General features: G+C 70.8%; 18 protein-coding genes. 5 read left to right on the forward strand and 13 right to left on the reverse strand.

The annotated features are described in order from the left end of the window. Positions 1–75: 75 nt before the first annotated feature. Positions 76–1530: a lysine--tRNA ligase gene (lysS, locus tag BLQ91_RS15625; protein WP_090097771.1), complete on the reverse strand. Its 1455-nt coding sequence runs from the start codon at positions 1528–1530 to the stop codon at positions 76–78. A 180-nt stretch (positions 1531–1710) separates the two neighbouring features. On the opposite strand from lysS, the gene BLQ91_RS15630 reads away from it, so the two are divergent. Next, positions 1711–2466: a class I SAM-dependent methyltransferase gene (locus BLQ91_RS15630; protein ID WP_090097542.1), complete on the forward strand. Its 756-nt coding sequence runs from the start codon at positions 1711–1713 to the stop codon at positions 2464–2466. Here BLQ91_RS15630 and BLQ91_RS15635 read toward each other — a convergent pair. The 5 genes from BLQ91_RS15635 to BLQ91_RS15655 form a co-directional block, all read right to left on the reverse strand. Next, entirely contained in the window at positions 2456–3250 is a 795-nt protein-coding gene (locus BLQ91_RS15635) for a type III pantothenate kinase (protein ID WP_090097543.1), read from the reverse strand. The genes BLQ91_RS15630 and BLQ91_RS15635 overlap by 11 nt on opposite strands. Positions 3251–3260: 10 nt before the next feature. Next, a complete protein-coding gene (gene panD, locus BLQ91_RS15640; protein WP_065915165.1) occupies positions 3261–3731 on the reverse strand; it encodes an aspartate 1-decarboxylase in 471 nt (156 codons plus the stop codon). Between the two features lie 10 nt (positions 3732–3741). After that, on the reverse strand, positions 3742–4632 hold the full coding sequence (gene panC / locus BLQ91_RS15645) for a pantoate--beta-alanine ligase (RefSeq protein ID WP_090097544.1): 891 nt from the start codon (positions 4630–4632) through the stop codon (positions 3742–3744). Position 4633: 1 nt separating this feature from the next. Beyond that, positions 4634–5524 carry a Rossmann-like and DUF2520 domain-containing protein gene (locus BLQ91_RS15650; RefSeq protein ID WP_090097545.1) on the reverse strand — a complete coding sequence of 297 codons (891 nt, stop codon included), beginning with the start codon at positions 5522–5524 and terminating at the stop codon, positions 4634–4636. Positions 5525–5625: 101 nt separating this feature from the next. After that, positions 5626–6774, reverse strand: coding sequence for a PrsW family intramembrane metalloprotease (locus BLQ91_RS15655; protein ID WP_245733450.1), 1149 nt, complete (start codon positions 6772–6774; stop codon positions 5626–5628). Between the two features lie 29 nt (positions 6775–6803). Between BLQ91_RS15655 and BLQ91_RS15660 the strand changes: the two genes are divergently transcribed. The 3 genes from BLQ91_RS15660 to BLQ91_RS15670 are packed head-to-tail and all read left to right on the forward strand — an operon-like array spanning position 6804 to position 9277. Beyond that, positions 6804–7718, forward strand: coding sequence for an SAM-dependent methyltransferase (locus BLQ91_RS15660; protein ID WP_090097546.1), 915 nt, complete (start codon positions 6804–6806; stop codon positions 7716–7718). A 17-nt stretch (positions 7719–7735) separates the two neighbouring features. Then, a complete protein-coding gene (locus tag BLQ91_RS15665; protein ID WP_143022660.1) occupies positions 7736–8158 on the forward strand; it encodes a DUF1203 domain-containing protein in 423 nt (140 codons plus the stop codon). A 33-nt stretch (positions 8159–8191) separates the two neighbouring features. Further along, positions 8192–9277: an NADH-quinone oxidoreductase subunit D gene (locus BLQ91_RS15670; RefSeq protein WP_090097548.1), complete on the forward strand. Its 1086-nt coding sequence runs from the start codon at positions 8192–8194 to the stop codon at positions 9275–9277. Positions 9278–9280: 3 nt separating this feature from the next. Here BLQ91_RS15670 and BLQ91_RS15675 read toward each other — a convergent pair whose 3' ends face one another. The 7 genes from BLQ91_RS15675 to ftsH are packed head-to-tail and all read right to left on the reverse strand — an operon-like array spanning position 9281 to position 15812. Beyond that, entirely contained in the window at positions 9281–10783 is a 1503-nt protein-coding gene (locus BLQ91_RS15675; RefSeq protein ID WP_143022661.1) for a DUF6779 domain-containing protein, read from the reverse strand. 49 nt (positions 10784–10832) lie between these two features. After that, positions 10833–11285 carry a DUF3180 domain-containing protein gene (locus BLQ91_RS15680; protein ID WP_090097550.1) on the reverse strand — a complete coding sequence of 151 codons (453 nt, stop codon included), beginning with the start codon at positions 11283–11285 and terminating at the stop codon, positions 10833–10835. Continuing rightward, positions 11282–11776 carry a 2-amino-4-hydroxy-6-hydroxymethyldihydropteridine diphosphokinase gene (gene folK, locus BLQ91_RS15685; RefSeq protein WP_090097551.1) on the reverse strand — a complete coding sequence of 165 codons (495 nt, stop codon included), beginning with the start codon at positions 11774–11776 and terminating at the stop codon, positions 11282–11284. Before folK ends, BLQ91_RS15680 begins: the two co-directional genes overlap by 4 nt. Further along, positions 11773–12165 carry a dihydroneopterin aldolase gene (folB, locus tag BLQ91_RS15690; RefSeq protein WP_090097552.1) on the reverse strand — a complete coding sequence of 131 codons (393 nt, stop codon included), beginning with the start codon at positions 12163–12165 and terminating at the stop codon, positions 11773–11775. The genes folK and folB overlap by 4 nt, the downstream gene beginning before the upstream one ends. After that, positions 12158–12979, reverse strand: a complete 822-nt coding sequence (gene folP, locus BLQ91_RS15695; protein ID WP_483810788.1) for a dihydropteroate synthase — start codon at positions 12977–12979, stop codon at positions 12158–12160. Before folP ends, folB begins: the two co-directional genes overlap by 8 nt. Further along, positions 12976–13623, reverse strand: a complete 648-nt coding sequence (folE, locus tag BLQ91_RS15700) for a GTP cyclohydrolase I FolE (protein ID WP_090097553.1) — start codon at positions 13621–13623, stop codon at positions 12976–12978. The genes folP and folE overlap by 4 nt, the downstream gene beginning before the upstream one ends. Continuing rightward, the gene (gene ftsH, locus BLQ91_RS15705; RefSeq protein WP_090097554.1) at positions 13620–15812 is read right to left on the reverse strand and encodes an ATP-dependent zinc metalloprotease FtsH; all 2193 of its coding nucleotides are present in this window, start codon (positions 15810–15812) and stop codon (positions 13620–13622) included. Before ftsH ends, folE begins: the two co-directional genes overlap by 4 nt. A gap of 328 nt (positions 15813–16140) precedes the next feature. Here ftsH and BLQ91_RS15710 point away from each other — a divergent pair, with 328 nt between their 5' ends. Further along, positions 16141–17838, forward strand: a complete 1698-nt coding sequence (locus BLQ91_RS15710) for a substrate-binding domain-containing protein (protein WP_090097555.1) — start codon at positions 16141–16143, stop codon at positions 17836–17838. Positions 17839–18017 lie beyond the last annotated feature (179 nt).

Genomic DNA, 18017 nt, shown 5'->3' on the forward strand with positions numbered 1-18017 from the left:
CGCCAACTAAAGCCTTCTGCGAGGCAGGTTAGCGCACGGGTGCCGCATTGCACCTATCGACATCCGGAAAGTTACTCATTCAGGGCGAACGAGCGGGAACAAGATGGTCTCCCGGATACCCAGACCCGTGAGGGCCATCAGCAGCCGATCGATACCCATTCCGACACCACCACTCGGTGGCATTCCGTACTCCAGTGATCGCAGAAAGTCTTCGTCGATCGGCATCGCCTCGTGGTCACCGGCGGCCGCGAGGCGCGCCTGCGCTTCGAGGCGTTCCCGCTCGATCACCGGGTCCACCAGTTCGGAGTAACCCGTTCCCAGTTCGAATCCGCGGACGTAGAGATCCCACTTTTCGGCGACACCCGGCTTGGTGCGGTGCTGCCTGGTCAGGGGGGACGTCTCGACCGGGTAGTCGCGCACGAACGTCGGCGCGTAGAGCGAGTCGCACACCAGGTGCTCCCACAGCTCCTCGACCAGCTTGCCGTGGCCGAACTTCGGGTTGACCTCGAGTTCGTGGCGGTCGCAGAGCTTGCGCAGGGTCTCGGCCGGCGTCTCGGGGGTGATTTCCTCACCGACCGCGTCCGACAACGACTCGTAGATGCTGAGCGTCGTCCATTCACCCGAGAGGTCGTACTCGGTGCCGTCCGCCAGCGTGACGACCTGAGAACCGGTCACGGCTTCCGCCGCTTCCTGGATCAGCTCGCGCGTCAGTACCGCGTTCGAGTCGTACGTGGCGTACGCCTCGTAGTACTCGAGCATCGAAAACTCGGGCGAATGCGACGAGTCAACACCCTCGTTGCGGAAGTTGCGGTTGATCTCGAAGACCTTCTCGATGCCGCCGACGACGCAGCGCTTCAAGTACAGCTCCGGCGCGATGCGCAGGAACAGGTCGATGTCGAGCGCGTTCGAGTGCGTGATGAACGGCCGCGCGCTGGCACCTCCCTGCAGCGTCTGCAACATCGGCGTCTCGACTTCGAGGAATCCGCGCCGGTGGAACGAGTCGCGCAGAGAACGAACGACGTTCGCACGGGTCCGAACAGTGTCGCGAGCGGTCGGCCGCAGGATCAGGTCGACGTATCGCTGGCGAATGCGGGTTTCCTCGCCGAGTTCCTTGTGCGCGACCGGCAACGGGCGCAGCGACTTCGACGTCAGCTGCCACGCGTCGGCCATCACGGAAAGCTCGCCGCGGCGCGAGCTGATGACCTCGCCGTGCACGAAAACGTGGTCGCCGAGGTCGACGTCGGACTTCCACTCGGAAAGCGCTTCTTCACCCACACCGGCGAGGCTGAGCATCGCCTGGAGTTCGGTGCCGTCGCCTTCGCGCAACGTCGCGAAGCACAGCTTTCCGGTGTTGCGCAGGAACATCACCCGACCGGTGACGCCGACCTGCTGACCGGTCTGGGTGTCGGGTTCGAGATCGGGGTGCGCGTCGCGAATCTCGCGCAACGTGTGCGTGCGCGCGACTTCGACGGGATAGGGCTCCTTGCCGGAAGCGAGCAGCCGCGCACGCTTCTCCCGGCGCACGCGCATCTGCTCTGGCAGGTCTTCTTCGCTGGTCACGAGGTTTTGCTTCGGCTGCTCACTCACGCGGAGAAGGGTACGGACACGCGCGAACTCAAAGCGAACCGGATACCACTAAATCGTTGGAAGATCCGCGTCCGACACCGACCAGGCCAGCCCGTGCGCCGGCCCACTCACTAAGTTGGGGTGATGGATCTACACGCGAGGCGAGCGGACTCGTTCGGCGCACAGGCGGAGGCCTACGCCGAACACCGGCCTGACTATCCCGTGGCGGCGATCCGGTGGGCTCTGGAGCCACTGGGCACGGACGAGCGACTGGACGTGCTCGACCTGGCCGCCGGCACCGGCAAGCTGACCGCGGGCCTGTCTGCGGAAGGCCACCGCGTGACAGCCGTGGAGCCCAACGAGCAGATGCTGTCCGAGCTGGTGCGCCGCGTTCACGGCGTGCGCGCGCTACCGGGCCACGCCGAGCACATCCCCGTTCCCGACCAGACCGTCGACGCCGTCTTCGTCGGCACCGCGTTCCACTGGTTCGACCAGGAGAAGGCCCTCCCGGAGATCGCGCGCGTGCTGCGGCCCGGCGGCGTGCTGGCGGTCATGTGGGTCGAGCCGGTCACGGACGTCGAGTGGGTGCGCGACCTGGAGCGGATGTCGGCGACCAGCGTCGAGTCCGAGCGGCACGACCCCGTCTCGATCATGGCGCACCCGTCGTTCGCGCCGGAGGAGCGCACCACGTTCCCGCACAGCCACCACCGGGACTCCCCCGAGGCCGCCATCGCCTGGATCAACACCCACTCGCGCATGATCGTCATCGACGAGCAGGAGCGCGCCGCGATCAACGACAAGATGCTCACCTACCTGCGTGAACGCCCGGAGACGTCGAACGGGCCGTTCGACGTCCCCCTGCTCGCCGAGGTCTTCCGGACGGTGCGGGTCAGCGAGTAGGCGACAGGTTGCGCTCGAACACGAGCCGCAGCCCCAGCAGGGTCAGGTCGGGCACGTGGTGCGCGATCGTCGAGGACTCGGAGACGACCAGCGGGGCGAGCCCGCCCGTGGCGATCACCGTCACGGGGCCGGGGTCGGTCTGCTGGAGCTCCTCGGTGATCCTGCGCACCAGCCCGTCCACCTGGCCGACGAACCCGTAGACGATGCCCGACTGCAGGCACTCGACGGTGTTCTTGCCGATGACGCTGCGCGGCCGGACCAGCTCGACCTTGCGGAGCTGGGCGGCGCGCGCGGCCAGCGCGTCGACCGAGATCTCGATGCCCGGAGCCAGCGCCCCGCCGAGGAACTCGCCGCGCGACGAGATCACGTCGAGGTTCGTGGACGTGCCGAAGTCGACCACGACGCATGAGGTCGAGTAGAGGTGGTGCGCGGCCAGCGTGTTGATCACGCGGTCCGAGCCCACCTCCTTCGGGTTGTCGACGAGCAGCGGCACGCCGGTCTTCACGCCCGGCTCGACCAGCACCTTCGGCACGGCGTCGTAGTAGCGGCCGAGCATCACCCGCAGCTCGCGCAGCACCGCGGGCACGGTGGACAGCGCGGCGATGCCGGTGATCTTGTCGGCGTACTCGCCGAGCAGGCCGCGCATGGTCAGCGCGAGCTCGTCGGCGGTCATCCTGGCGTCGGTGCGCATGCGCCAGTCGCGCACGAGCGGGGCCGAGTCGCCGACCCCGTCGTACAGACCGAGCACGATGTTGGTGTTGCCGACGTCGATGGCGAGCAGCACGGTGTGTTCCTCAGTTCTCGGTCTTGATCAACGCGTCCAGCGCGGTCGCCTCGACGGTCTCCGAAGACGGTGCGCTCGTCGAGCCGTTCACCAGTCCGGAGCCCTCGGGGGCGTGGGCGGGGTCCGAGCCGAGGTCGACGACCTTGTTGTCGGCGTCCACGAACACGACGCGCGGCTGGTAGGTGCGCGACTCGGCGTCGTCCATCTGCCCGTACGCGATCAGGATCACGATGTCGCCGGGGTGCACGAGGTGCGCCGCGGCGCCGTTGATGCCGAGCACGCCGGTGCCGCGCTCGCCGGGGATGACGTAGGTCTCCAGCCGGGCGCCGTTGGTGACGTCGACGATGGCGACCTGCTCGCCCGCCAGCAGGTCGGCGGCCTCCATCAGGTCCTCGTCCACGGTCACCGAACCGACGTAGTGCAGGTCGGCCTGCGTCACGGTCGCGCGGTGGATCTTGGACTTCAGCATCGTGCGGAACATGTCATTCCCCCTACTCGTCGCCTTCGCCGAGCAACACCGCGATGTTGTCGATCAGGCGGGTGGAACCGACGCGGGCCGCCACCAGCAGCCGGGCGTCGCCGTTCTCCGGCGCGGGACCGAGGTCCGGCCCGCGCAGCTCCAGGTAGTCGAGCTCGACCTCGGGCGTCTGCGCCAGCACGTCGTGCGCGGCCTTCAGCACCGCGTCCGCGCCCTGGGCCGACACGTGCGCACCGGCGGTGAGCGCGGCCGACAGCGTCACGGCGTGGTGGCGCTCCTCCTCGCCCAGGTAGGCGTTGCGCGACGACAGCGCGAGGCCGTCGTACTCGCGGACGGTCGGCACGCCGACGACGTTCAGCGGGAAGTTCAGGTCGCGCGCCATCTTGTGGATGAGCTGCAGCTGCTGGTAGTCCTTCTGCCCGAACACCGCGTACGTGGGCTGCACGATGTTGAACAGCTTCGACACCACCGTGAGCACGCCCGCGAAGTGGCCGGGGCGGACGGCGCCCTCGAGCTCGTCGCCCAGCGGCCCGGGGTGGACGGTGACCTGCGCCCCTTCGGGGTACATGTCCTCGGCGGACGGCGCGAAGACCAGGCCCACGCCCTCCTCGCGGCAGATGTCCACGTCGGCCTCGAACTGCCGCGGGTACTCGGCGAGGTCCTCGTTCGGCCCGAACTGCAGCGGGTTCACGAAGATCGAGACCACGACCACCGTGTTCTGCATGACCTTCGCCTCGCGGATCAGCTGCCGGTGGCCCGCGTGCAGGGCGCCCATCGTGGGCACGAGCGCGACGTTGCGGCCGGCGCCGCGCAGTGCCCGCACCACGCGGTTGAGCCGCGCGGGGTCGCGGTGCACCGTGACGTCGTCCGGGCGGTAGTCGTCCTTGGTCAGTGGCTTCGTCACGTCAGTCCTCGAGAGTGGTGCGAACGTCGTTGGCCGCGTCGGGCTTGAGCAGCCCGGAGCGCTCGGCCCGGTCGGCGGTGCGCCGGGCGAGCACGCGGTAGCTGGGCAGGGTCTCGGGTGCCTGCTGCGCGAGCACGCCGAGGTGCTTGCGCAAGGTACCCGTGTCGCCTCGGGCGACGGGACCGGTGAGGGCCCGGTCGCCGTGGCGCAGCGCGTTGTCGAGCGCGGCGGACAGCAGCGGGCCGAGCAGTCGCTCGGCGTCGGCGACGCCGGCGTTCGTGAGCAGGTCCGCGGCGTCGCGGACCAGCGTGATCAGGTGGTTCGCGCCGTGGGCCAGCGCGGAGTGGTAGAGCGGGCGGACGGACTCGGGCACCCTGACCGGCTCCGCGTCCATCTCGACGACCAGCGCCTCGCCGACGCTCCAGGCCACCTCGTCGCCGTCCGCGGCCGTCACGCCGACGCACGCGGCGCTCATCCGCTGCAGGTCCTCGGGACGACCGGTGAAGGTCATGACGGGGTGCAGCGCGATCGTGAGGGCGCCCAGCTCGGCGGCGGGTTCGAGGACCTTCACGCCCTGCGCGCCGCTCGTGTGCGCGACGATCTGGCCCGCCCGCAGCGAGCCGGTGGCGACCAGGCCCTTGACCAGGCCCTCCAGCTCGTCGTCCGGCACGGCCAGCAGCACCAGGTCGGCGCGCTGGGCGACCTCGGTGGGGTCGGCGACCGGAACGCCGGGTAGCAGCTCGTCCGCGCGGTCGCGGGAGGCACGGGAGACGGCGGAGACGCCGGTCACCACGTGGCCCGTCCTGGCGAGCGCGGCACCCAGCACGGAACCGACGCGGCCTGCCGAGATGACACCGACGGCGAGCCTCGCCGGACGTGGGGTCGCGTCCATGCGACCAACTCCTTCTGACGTTCCAGTCCCGGTGCGGGTACCAGACGACGCCGCCGAGGGTAGTACCGCCGATCCCCGGCCGAGGGGATCGGTGACGGGACTCACCGGCGGGCGGCCGCCCTGGCGGCGTGCAGCGCGTCGAGCAGCACGCTGTGCCGTTGCTCGGCGCTCTGGCCCGCCGTTCCCTGCTCGATGCGGTGCCGCAGGAACGCGAGCTCGGTGACCGCGATCTGGTAGGCGCGCACGGACTTGACCGCCGAGTCACCGGACTTGCGCTTGACCGCCCTCAGCCAGTTCCGGCGGCCGTTGAGGCTCGCCAGCAGGGCCACCTCGCTGTTGGCGATCCACCGGTTCTGCGCCATCGCGGCGAGCTGGCCCGCGACGATCCGCTGCTCCCTGCGCCGCTGCCACACCACGATCGTGACGGCGCCCGCGAACACCGGCACCATGATCAGGAAGTACAGGTTGATGAAGTCGGACCCGGTGCCGACGGTGGTCGAGAAGTTCCACAGCGAGTGCAGCCCGACGGCCACGAGGTAGCCGACAACCGGCGCGACGACGCGGACCTTGGCGTTGCTCGTGGTGGCCGCGATGCCGACACCGATGCCGGTCATGGCCGTGAACAGCGGGTGGGCGAACGGCGACAGCACCCCGCGCAGGACGAACAGCGCGACCACGCCGCCACCCATGTCGCCGAGCCCGTCCTCCAGGAAGACCCGGCCGAAGTACCAGATGTTCTCGGTGAACGCGAAGCCCGCGGCCGTGATGCCCGCGTAGACCATGCCGTCCACGACGCCGTCGAACTCGTGGCGGCGCCGCGCGAACACCGCGATGAGGAAGACGGCCTTCGTCGCCTCCTCCACGATCGGCGCGCCGACCACGGCGGTGAACGTCGTGCCGTCGTTGGTGAGCAGGTTGCCGAGCACCCTGGACGTCTGGTTGAACGCGAGCGAGCTGATCGTCGCGCCGCAGGAACCCCACACGAACGCGAAGAGCAGCATCTTCGCCGGTTCCGGCTCCCACCTGTCGATCCACAGGAAGGCGCTCACGACGAACGCGACGGGGATCAGCGCGGCGGCGGCGCCGACCAGCAGCGGCTCGATGCCGATGCTCGACGTGCCGAGCGCGAACAGCACGAGCCCCGCCGCGGCCAGCGCGATGAGCGCCACGACGGGGAACAGAACGGTCCAGCGGCGCTGCTCGATGCGCTTCTTCGGCGTCGGCGTCGGCGTCAGGTCGGCGTCGGTCACGAAAATGACCTTAGATGCACACTTGTCCGATGTTCGACTGGGAAGCCGCTTGGCACGCCGCGCTGTACGGGCCGGGCGGCTTCTTCGCGCGCGGCGAGAAGCCCTCCTCGCACTTCCGCACGTCTGTCCTGGTCGGCACGGAGCTGGCGGAGGCGATGCTGGCGCTGCTCTCCCGCGTGGACGCCGCGCTCGGATTTCCCCCGGTCGTGGACTTCGTGGACGTCGGCGCGGGCGGCGGTGAGCTGGCGTCCGCGGTGCGTTCCCTGGCGTCGGGACCGCTCGGCGAACGACTGCGGGTGACCGCCGTGGAGGTCGGTCCCCCCGTCGAACTGGCCGGGGTCCGGTGGGTGCGCGAGATCCCGTCCTGCACGGGGCTGCTGGTCGGCCACGAGTGGCTCGACGCGATCCCCTGCCCCGTGGTGACGGGGCCGTCCTCCGATCCGTGGATCACCCGGTGGTGGCCTTCGCTGCGGGACGGCGAGCAGGCCGAGGTGGGAGCGCCCAGGGACGCCGCCTGGGCCGCCGCCGTGGCCTCCGTGCGCGGTGCCGCCCTCGCGGTCGACTACGGGCACCTGGTGTCGTCGCGGCACTTCTCGCTGACCGGGTACCGGGCCGGACGCCAGGTGCCCGTGGTGTTCGACGGGTCCTGCGACATCACCGCGCACGTCGCCCTGGACGCCTGCGCCGCCGCCGCGGGCGGGGAGCACGTGCTGGTGTCGCAGCGGGACGCGCTGGCGGCCCTGGGGTTGTCCGGCTCGGTGTCCGGCTCCGGGTGGGACTGGCTCGAGTCGGCGTCGCGGGCCGGCCGGATCGCCGAGCTGCGGGACCCGTCCGGGCTGGGCGGGTTCGGGTGGCTGCTGCACGGGTGCGGGGTGGCCGTGGCGGACCTGCTGCCCCCGCTGCCGCCCTGGCGTCCGAATCCCGCCAGAAATCCGTTCCCGTGACCGCGATCGTGGATCCCATGCGAATCCACACCGTGCCGTCGTCCGCCCCGTTCGCCGACCCCGGCCGCGAGTACCGCGAGTCCGAGCCCGGGGTGCCGGTGCGCTGCTGCCTGCGGAAGTCGCTGCCGGGTGAGCCGGTCTGGCTGTTGCGCTACTCGCCCCCGTTCGGCAAGGGGCCCTACGCCGAGGTGGGACCGATCTTCCTGCACGTGGAGTGCTCGGACTCCCCCGCGCCGGACCGGTTGCCGGAGGAGTTGCTGGCCGGCTCGCGGATCCTGCGGTCCTACAACGCCGCCGGGCAGATCCACGACGGCGAGGTGGTGGAGCCGGGCTCGTTCGACCGCGTGGTGGAACGGCTGTTCGACGACCCGGAGGTCGACGCCGTGCAGGTCCGCAGCGTGTCGCACGGGTGCTTCCTCTTCGCGGTCACCAGGGCCTGAGCCGCACGTCCCGGCTCGTGAAACCATGCTCGGGTGAGCGAGCAGATCACCGTCGGCGTCGGTGCGGGGGCCCAGTACCTGGGCGTGGACCGCGTGATCGACCTGGGTCCCCTGCACCCGTCGGCCCACGGCGCCTACCGCCTGCGCCTCACCGTCACGCCCGAGCTCGTGATCACCGCCGCCGAACCGCTCGTCGGCCACCTGCACCGCGGCGCCGAGAAGCTCTTCGAGGTCCGCGACTACCGGCAGGTGCTGACGCTCGCGAACCGCCACGACTGGCTCTCGGCGTTCTGCAACGAGCTCGCGGTCGCACTGGCCGTCGAACGCATGACGGGCATGGACGTGCCGGCCCGCGCCCAATGGCTGCGCGCGCTGCTGTGCGAGCTGAACCGGGTGATGGCGCACATGGTGTTCCTGACCCCGTTGTCCCCCAACGCCGCCACGTACCGCGAAGGCGTGCAGGCGTTGATGGAGGAGGCGTCGGGCGGGCGCATCCACTTCATGTTCAACCGGATCGGCGGCCTGCGCGAGGACGTCCCGGCGGGCTGGACGGGCAGGGTCCGGGAGTTCCTGTCCTCTGTGGACGTCTCGACGCTGGAGATCGACTTCGACGGGCTCGAAGGGCTCGGTGTCCTGCCGCACGAGGACGCGCTGGCGTACGGCGTCACCGGACCGATCGGCCGGGCCAGCGGAGTGGACTTCGACCTGCGGCGCGACGACCCGTTGCCCGCGTACGCGCAGCTCGGTTTCACGCCGGTCGTCCGGACCTCGGGCGACGCCGCGGCACGGGTGCGGTGCCTGGTCGACGAGGTCACCAGGTCGGTCGAGCTCGCCTCGGCGTGCCTCGAGCGGTTGCCGCAGGGGGCGGTGAACCTCCGGCTGCCCAAGGCCGTCAAGGCGCCGGAAGGGTCGGTCTACACCCGCGTCGAGGCGCCGCTCGGCACCTCGGGCGTGCACCTGTCGTCGCGCGGCGAGAAGACGCCGTGGCGCCTCAAGCTCCGCACGCCGTCGTTCAACAACGTCCAGGCGCTGTCGGCGTTGCTGCCCGGCACGCGGGTCGACGACCTGCCCGCGGTGCTGAGCTCGTTCGCCGTCGTCGTCGGCGACATCGACAAGTGACGGCTAGTCGTCGCGACGGCGCCGGCGACGGGGTGCGTCGCCCCCGCCCAGGGACGCCAGCAGTTCGCTGACGGACTTGCCGTCCGCGTGCGCACCCGACGGGTCTTCCGGCGCCGCGCGGCGTCCGGTCGAGACCGCGGGCAGGCGCGTCGACGAGTCCTCGGCCACGCGGCGGCCCGACACGGACGGCTCGTCGGCCGCGGAGCGACGGCCGGTGTTCACGACCGGCAGCCTGGCGGACGACTGCTCCGAGGCGCGGCGGCTCACCGGGGGCAGCGACACGAGCGAGTCCTCGGACGCGGTGCGGCGAGGCGGGACGTCGTCGGCGCGGCGGCGGCCACCCGCGCCGGAGCTCGACGGGGTGTCCGGCTTCAACGTCTCCCACGAACCGCTGTCCTGCGCGGGCGCCGGGCGGTCCTCGGTGCGGCGGCCACCGGCGGCCTGCAGGGACTTCGGGTCGATCATCTCCGTGCGCTCGGCGACGCGGGAGCGGGTCTCGGCCTTGCGGGGTTCCACGGGCTTGGCGACGGGCTTCGCGACGGGCGCCTTCGGCGGCTGCTCCGGACGCGGCAACGCCTCGGTGCGGGCCGGCGGCTGCGGCGGCCGCTGCACGCGCTCGGTGCGGTGCGCCTGCGCCTGCACGGGCTTCGCCTTCACCGTCGGGGCCGGCGGCTGGACCTTCTGCTGCGCGGCGGCGGCACCGAGGCGAGCGGACACGGGGGCAGCAGCGGCACCGGGGCGCTGCTGCGGCCTTGCCGGTTCCTGCTTCGCGGCCTTCACGGGCTCGCGGCGGGCGACGGCGGGCTGCGGGCGCGGCGAGTTCCTGGCCGGGTCCGGGCGCGCGGGCTCGGGCCTCGCCTGTTCGCGGCGCGACTGCTGCACCTTGGCGGCCTCGTGGGCGATGCGCTCGATCAGCTCGGTGCGCTCGGAGGGCTTCTCCGGCACGACGGACGCGCTGGCGGTGATCGCGGGCTTGGCGTTGATGATGCGGTTCTCGGCGCCCGAGGTCAGCCGGGACGCCTCCGAGCCGAGCGAGCGCAGGCGGGTCGACTCCGCGCGCAACGCCACCCGTTCGACCAGCACGTCGCCGCCCAGCAACGCCTGGAGGTTGTCGCGCAGGGCGTGGAGGTCGGCGCGCAGGGCCTCGATGTCCGCGCGCGACTCCTCCTCGATGCGCTTGCGGGTCTCCGACTCGATCTCGAGCTCGTACTCGCGCCGGGCCGCGACCTCGCGCTCCAGCTCGAGTTCGTAGACCGACTGGAGATCGGCCACCTCGTCGTCGCGCTCCGTGACCTGTTTGCGGTACTTGGCGGCGAGGAAGGCGCCCACCAGGGCCGCCCACAACGCGGCCACCACGGCCAGGCGCAGCATGCGGGCACTGTCGCTCAGCACGAGCACCGCCGCGGCCACCAGGGCGAGCGCCAATGCCGCTACCAACAGCAATCGCCCGGAGCCACGACCGTGATCTTCTTGATCGCCGTCGGTCGACGCGCCTCGCCCGGTCATGGGCACACGGTACCGCGTAGTTATCCGACTGAGACCTACGGCCGGGTACCTATTCGTTCCCGGAACTCTCCGTCGGCGTCCGGCAGCAGTGCTCGAGCCACAGCGCCGCGGCCGTCAGCGCGAGCGCCGCGACCACCCCGACAATGCCTGCCACCAGGTCGTTCGAGGCCGCCGGGAACGAGTCGCGGACGGGCAGGACGAAGATCAGCAGCCCGGCCCAGGCACCGAACATCAAAGCGCCCAGAACGGATGAAGCCTTCGCGAGTGCGACGGCACGGGCGGCCGTCAGCGGCTGCACCGGACGCGCTCCCGGACGACGCCGGATCCTGGCGCGCAACGAGAACGCGAACACGACCTCCGCGACCGCGACGACGAACAGCGTCGACCCGGCGAGCACGGGCAGTGGCGGCAGCGAGTCGTACGCGAGCCGCAGCAGCAGGTGGGCCAGCAGCGCGGCGATGATCGCGACGGCCGCCAGGTCGCGGGGGCGGGTGAACCTCACGAGTCCATCCAACCGGAAAGCACGAGGTCGTCGCGCCGCCGCACGCCCTCGGCCGAGAACTCCAGCGCCGCAACGGGTCCGCGGCCCGGCAGGACGGCGTCCGGCTCGACGTCGAGCCACGGGATCAGGACCGTTGCGCGCTCGAACGCCCCGGGGTGCGGCAGGAGCAGCTCGGGGTGGTCCGAGGTCACCCCGTCCACCGAAACGACGTCCACGTCCAACGTGCGCGGTCCCCAGCGCTTCTCCCGCACACGTCCGGCGGCGTTCTCCAGCGCCTGGCCGCGCCGCAGCCAGCCCCACTCGTCGACGTCGTCCGCGGCGACGACCACGACGGCGTTCAGGAAGTCCGGCTGGTCCTCGACTCCCCACGCCGCCGTCTCGTACACCGGCGACACGGCGACCACGTGCGGGCGCAACCCGTCCACGGCGGACTGCAGGAAGGCGAACCGGTCGCCGAGGTTCGAGCCGATCGAGAGGACCGCGCGGCTCAAGGCTTGCCCTTGGGCAGCGGGGCGGCGAGCCGGCGCGAACGGCGGATCGTCACCGACACGTCGTCGAACGTCAGCGGGATCGGCGCGGACGGCTTGTGCACCGTCACCTCGACCGCGTGCAGCCGTGAGTCGGTCATCGCGGCGTCGGCGATCTTGCCCGCCACCGTCTCGATCAGGTCGTACGGCTCGCCACCGACGATCGCCGCGGCCATCTCCGCGAGCTCGCCGTAGTGGTAGGTCTCCTTCAGGTCGTCCGTGCGGGACGCGGCACCCAGGTCGAGCCACAGCGTGATGTCGACGACGAACTCCTGCCCGTCGCGCTTCTCGTGCTCGAACACCCCGTGGTGCCCGCGCACCCGCAGACCCGTCAACGCGATCCGGTCAGCCACGTCCCCGCCTCCACGCACCGGCGACGGCGACCGCGTCCAGCGTCCGGTCGACGTCGTGCACCCGCACACCCCAAGCTCCGTTGAACGCGGCCAGAGCGGACACCGCCGCGGTCGCGTCCTCCCTGCCGTCCGGTGGACGGCCGCCGAGCAACGTGCCGAGGAAGCGTTTGCGCGACGCCCCCACCAGCACCGGGAAGCCCAGCTCGACCAGTTCGTCCAGGCGCTGCAACAACTCCCAGTTGTGGTCGCCGAGCTTCGCGAAGCCCAGACCGGGGTCCAGCACGATCGACGACTCCGCGACGCCCGCGGCCAGAGCGGACTCGACCCGCTCCAGCAGTTCGGCGCGCACGTCGGTCACCACGTCGTCGTAGCTCGCCAACGAGTCCATCTCCGTGCTGTGGCCGCGCCAGTGCATCAGCACGTACGGCACACCCGCGGCGGCGACGACCGAAGCCATCTCCGGGTCGGCGAGGCCGCCCGAGACGTCGTTCACGATCGACGCGCCCGCCTCCAGCGCCGCCGAGGCGACGGAGGCGCGCATGGTGTCGACGCTGACCGGCACCTGCTCGGCGGCCAGCGCGCGGATCACCGGCACGATCCTGGCGATCTCCTCGGCCGGGTCGACGCGCTCGGCACCGGGCCTGGTCGACTCGCCGCCCACGTCGACGACGTCGGCACCGCGCTTGAACATCTCGACGCCGTGCGCCACCGCGTCGCGGCGGTCGACGTAGCGGCCGCCGTCGGAGAACGAATCGGGCGTCACGTTCAGCACGCCCATCACGACGCAGCGGCCGGGACGGGGCAGTCCGGTCACCGCGTCCGGCCCCTGATCAGCTCGATCGCCTCCGCCCTCGACGAGGCGGAGGTGCGCAGCAGCCCGCGCACCGCGGACGTCGTGGTGCGGGAGCCGGGCTTGCGCACGCCGCGCATGCCCATGCACAGGTGCTCGGCCTCGACGACCACGATCACGCCGCGCGGCTCCAGCTTGCGCACCAGCGCGTCGGCGACCTGCGACGTCAGCCGCTCCTGCACCTGCGGCCGCTTCGAGTAGAGGTCGACGAGCCGGGCGAGCTTCGACAGCCCCGTGACCCTGCCGTGCTCGTTCGGGATGTACCCGACGTGCGCGACGCCGTGGAACGGCAGCAGGTGGTGCTCGCAGAAGCTGAACATGGGGATGTCCGTGACGAGGACGAGCTCCTCGTGGCTCTCGTCGAACGTCTTCGCGAGCACGCTGTCCGCGTCGGTGTAGAGACCGGCGAACAACTCGCGGTAGGCGCGCGCCACTCGCGCGGGTGTCTCGCGGAGGCCTTCGCGCTCCGGGTCCTCACCGCACGCGACCAGCAGCTCGCGCACCGCAGCCTCGGCGCGGGCCTGGTCGAAGACCCGCCGCGCGGAGACGCCGGCCTCCCCGTTGCGGGTGAGGCCGGCGTCTCCGTCGAGCTGGTGTTGCTCGGTCACTGCCGCTCGTCCTGGTCCGGCTGCGGCTTCTTCGGCTCCCAGACGTTGTGCGGCTTGCCGCCGGGCACGGTCGCCGGGGTCCACCCGGGAGGGGCGCCGTAGTTCGGCGGGCCCGACTGGGCGCCGGGCTGCCCCGGCTGGTGGGCGCCGTTCGAGCCGTTCGTGGACGCCGGCTGCTCGGTGGGCTGCTCACCGGGAGCGGGCTCGGGCAGCGGCTCCGGCTCTTCGTCGAGGGTGTCCTCGACGACCGGGGGCCACGGCTCGCCGCGCTCCTTGGCGAGCTCACCGGGCGTCTTGACCGGCGGGATGTCGGACGGCGTGCGGTCACCGAAGTCGTTGAACTGGGTGATGCGCGGCCGCTTCTCGACGCGGGCGAAGATCCGCTCCAGGTCCTTCTGGTGCAGGGTCTCCTTCTCGAACAGCTCGAGCGTGAGGTCGTCGAGGACGTCGCGGTAGGTGTTGAGCACCTCGTACGCCTCGGTGTGCGCGGCCTCGATGAGCTTGCGCACCTCCTCGTCGATCTCGTGCGCGACCTCCAGCGAGTAGTCCGCCTGGCGGCCGGCCGAGCGACCGAGGAACGGCTCGCCCTGCTCCTGCCCGTACTTCACGGCGCCGAGCTTCGCGCTCATGCCGTACTCGGTGACCATCGCGCGGGCGATCTTCGTCGCCTGCTCGATGTCGTTGGACGCACCCGTCGTGGGCTCGTGGAAGACGAGCTCCTCGGCGGAACGGCCACCCAGTGCGAACACCAGCCGCGCGATCATCTCGGACCTGGTCATCAGGTCCTTGTCCTCTTCCGGCACCGACAGGGTGTGACCACCCGTGCGGCCGCGGGCGAGGATCGTGACCTTGTAGACCGGGTCGATGTCCGGCATCGCCCACGCGGCCAGGGCGTGCCCTGCCTCGTGGTACGCGGTGATCTTCTTCTCCTTCTCGGAGATGATCCGGCTCTTGCGGGCCGGACCGCCGATCACGCGGTCCACCGCCTCCTCGAGAGCGGCGCCGGTGATGACGGTGCCGTTCTGTCGCGCGGTGAGCAGGGCGGCCTCGTTGATGACGTTCGCGAGGTCGGCGCCGGAGAACCCGACGGTGCGCTTCGCGAGGCCGTCGATCTCGGCGTCCGCGGCCAGCGGCTTGCCCTTGGAGTGCACCCGGAGGATCTGCTTGCGACCCTTCAGGTCCGGTGCGGACACCGGGATCTGGCGGTCGAAGCGGCCGGGGCGCAGCAGAGCCGGGTCGAGGATGTCGGGGCGGTTCGTCGCCGCGATCAGGATGATCCCGCCGCGCGAGTCGAAGCCGTCCATCTCGACGAGCAGCTGGTTCAGCGTCTGCTCGCGCTCGTCGTGACCGCCGCCGAGACCGGCGCCGCGGTGGCGGCCCACCGCGTCGATCTCGTCGACGAAGATGATGCACGGCGCGTTCTGCTTGGCCTGCTCGAACAGGTCGCGCACACGCGAGGCGCCGACACCGACGAACATCTCGACGAAGTCCGAGCCGGAGATCGAGTAGAACGGCACCCCGGCCTCACCGGCGACGGCCCTCGCGAGCAGCGTCTTGCCGGTTCCCGGCGGGCCGTAGAGCAGCACGCCCTTGGGGATCTTGGCGCCGAGCGCCTGGTAGCGGCCGGGGTTCTGGAGGAAGTCCTTGATCTCCTCGAGCTCCTCGACGGCCTCCTCGGCACCCGCGACGTCGGCGAACGTCGTCTTGGGCATGTCCTTGGAGAGCTGCTTGGCCTTGGACTTGCCGAAGTTCAGGACGCGGTTGCCACCGCCCTGGGCGTTGTTCATCATCCACATGAGCAGCAGCAACAACAGGCCCAGAGGCACGAGGTAGATCAAGATCTGCATCAGGATGGACTCCTGGCTGACCTTGGTCTCCACCGTCGGCTTGTTGCCGGCCTGGTCGAGGACGGTGAAGATCTCGTCCGTCGAGCTGGCCGGGAACTGCGTGATCAGGCGGTTGCTGCCCTCGAACGTGGTGCCGTCGGTGAGGGTGAGGCGGAGACGCTGCTCCTTGTCCTCGATCGTGGCTTCCTTGACCTTGCCGTCCCGCACCTGTTGCAGTGCCTGGGACGTCTTCACGGGGTGGTAGCCCCGCGAGTCGTCAAAGAGAACGGTGAAGACGAAGTACAGCAGCAACACCGCAGCGATCCACAGCAGCGGGTTGCGAAGCAGGCGCTTGCGGTCCATGCACTTACGGCCGGCGGGCGGCCTCGACCCTCCCTGACTTGCGCGTCGGGCAGTGGAAGACCCACATACCGCGTCCGACCAGCCTACCGCCCGCTGGCCGGGTACTGAGCAACCAACGGGCGGGGGCGCTTCCGGGTTCCCGCGGGTGACCCCTGCCACGCATGTTCACGCACTTTGGTTCATCCGGAACAAATGCGGCCGGACAGACCAGTGACGCAGGTCACGCCATCTCATTACGTTTGAGGGTCACATGTCATCCTCATTCGTCCCCCCGAGTGTTTCCCCGCCACTCGAAAGAGTGAACACGTGACCGAAGGTAAGTAACTGTATGTCAGCACGTCACACGTCCCCCGGACTGTTCCGGCGGGTGGCACTGCCCGTGGCCGCCCTGCTCGGGGTGGTCGCGGCGGCGGGCGTCACGGTCGTGGCCCTGCGGGTCACCAGCGGCGCCGACTGCTCGGGCGCACTGCCGTTGAAGGTCGCCGTCACCCCTGCCGCCCTCGATGTCGTGAACGCGGCCGCACAGGACTACCAGCGGTCGCAACCGGTCGTGCGCGGCCGGTGCGTGCAGGTCCAGGTCGAGTCGCGCAACGCGGCCGACGTGGCCAACGAACTGCCCACCGCGCAGATCAACCCGCACTCCCTCTGGATCCCCGACTCCTCGATGTGGGCGGCGGAGGCCCAGCGCCAGGCCGCGGAGACCGGCCCGGAGGCCCCGAAGCTGGACATCAAGCCCTCGCTGGCGTCCAGCCCGCTCGTCATGGCGGGCTCGCAGCAGGCGATGTCGAAGATCGGCTTCCCGGTCCAGCCCGTCTCGTGGGCGAAGGTCGTGGACCCGAAGGTCCAGATCTCCATGAGCGACCCGACGATGACCTCCGAGGGCCTCGCCTCGCTGTTCGTGATCCGCACCCTGCTCGGCAACGCGGACGGCACCCCGAAGCCCGAACTGGTCAGCACGCTGCTGCGCGTGGGCCGCAGCGCCGTTCCGTCGGTCCGCGACGCCTTCGGCAAGGTCACCACCGACGCCGGCAAGGCCCCGCTCTTCGCCGCCACCGAGCAGTCCGTCGTGGCGAACAACCGCGCGGTGAAGGACAACGCCGTCCTCGGCGCCCCGCCGAAGGAGGGCACGCTCTCGTTCGACTACCCGCTGGTCCGCGTCTCCCGCCCGAACGAGCAGGAGGGCGTCGGCGAGGCCGCGGCGGAGTTCGAGAAGGCCCTGCGCTCCGCCGACACCTCGAAGCGCTTCGGCGAAGCGGGCTTCCGCACGGTCCAGGGAGCCGCCCCGGCCAAGTGGTCGGCCGACGTCGAGGGCGTCCAGGCGGGCGACGTCAAGCTGATCGAGACCCCGAACGCCGACCAGGTCTCCGAGCTCCTCAGGACCTGGGGCGCCATCAGCCTCGACATGCGCATGCTGACCGTCATCGACGTCTCCGGCTCCATGATCGAGAAGAGCGGCAACGGCAAGACCAGGGTGGAAGCCGCCACCACGGCGTCGATGACCGCCCTCTCGATGCTCCCGGACACCACCGCCATCGGCCTCTGGGCGTTCTCGACCGACAAGAAGCCGCCGAACGACTGGATCGAACTGGTCCCGATAGGGCCTCTCGGCGAACCGCTGGCCGGCGTCACCCGCCGCAAGCGCCTGGAAGCAGGAGCGTCGCAGCTCCCCGGCCTGGTCGGCGGCGGCACAGCGCTGAACGACACGACCCTGGCCGCCTACCGCCACGTCCTGTCGGGCTACGACGCCTCGAAGGTGAACTCCGTCGTCCTCATGACCGACGGCCGCAACGACGACATCTCGTCCATGGACACCGCCGCGCTGATCGAGACCCTGAAGCGGGAGTCCGACCCCGCCAAGCCGGTCCCGATCATCATGGTGGGCCTCGGCGACGAGGTGGACATGGACGCTCTGCGGTCGATTGCCGCGGCCACGGGCGGCAAGGCGTACCAGGCGCCGAACCCGGAGGACATCCGCGGCGTGCTCCTCGACGCGGTTTCCCAGCGCCGCTGCCGTCCGAACTGCTGATTCCGCTTCAACGCGACGCCGGGTTTCCCACGGGAAGCCCGGCGTTTTCCTCCTGCGCTCCGGGTGGCGGTTGGCACCCGGGCAGGCCAGCACCGACCAACGCAACCCGGGCAACAACAAGCCACGCACAAAACGGGGGCGCAGCCACATCGGCTACGCCCCCGCCACGAACTGAACTC

It is taken from the genome of Lentzea jiangxiensis, from assembly GCF_900104175.1.
Lineage (GTDB): Bacteria > Actinomycetota > Actinomycetes > Mycobacteriales > Pseudonocardiaceae > Lentzea > Lentzea jiangxiensis.

What these genes read in the sequence shown, in the direction of transcription:
- lysS (WP_090097771.1), bottom strand. Translation starts at nt 1,530, where the DNA reads ATGCGCGTGCGCCGGGAGAAGCGTGCGCGGCTGCTCGCTTCCGGCAAG.
- BLQ91_RS15675 (WP_143022661.1), bottom strand. Translation starts at nt 10,783, where the DNA reads ATGACCGGGCGAGGCGCGTCGACCGACGGCGATCAAGAAGATCACGGT.
- BLQ91_RS15650 (WP_090097545.1), bottom strand. Translation starts at nt 5,524, where the DNA reads ATGGACGCGACCCCACGTCCGGCGAGGCTCGCCGTCGGTGTCATCTCG.
- panD (WP_065915165.1), bottom strand. Translation starts at nt 3,731, where the DNA reads ATGTTCCGCACGATGCTGAAGTCCAAGATCCACCGCGCGACCGTGACG.
- ftsH (WP_090097554.1), bottom strand. Translation starts at nt 15,812, where the DNA reads ATGGACCGCAAGCGCCTGCTTCGCAACCCGCTGCTGTGGATCGCTGCG.
- BLQ91_RS15710 (WP_090097555.1), top strand. Translation starts at nt 16,141, where the DNA reads ATGTCAGCACGTCACACGTCCCCCGGACTGTTCCGGCGGGTGGCACTG.
- BLQ91_RS15665 (WP_143022660.1), top strand. Translation starts at nt 7,736, where the DNA reads ATGCGAATCCACACCGTGCCGTCGTCCGCCCCGTTCGCCGACCCCGGC.
- BLQ91_RS15660 (WP_090097546.1), top strand. Translation starts at nt 6,804, where the DNA reads ATGTTCGACTGGGAAGCCGCTTGGCACGCCGCGCTGTACGGGCCGGGC.
- BLQ91_RS15630 (WP_090097542.1), top strand. Translation starts at nt 1,711, where the DNA reads ATGGATCTACACGCGAGGCGAGCGGACTCGTTCGGCGCACAGGCGGAG.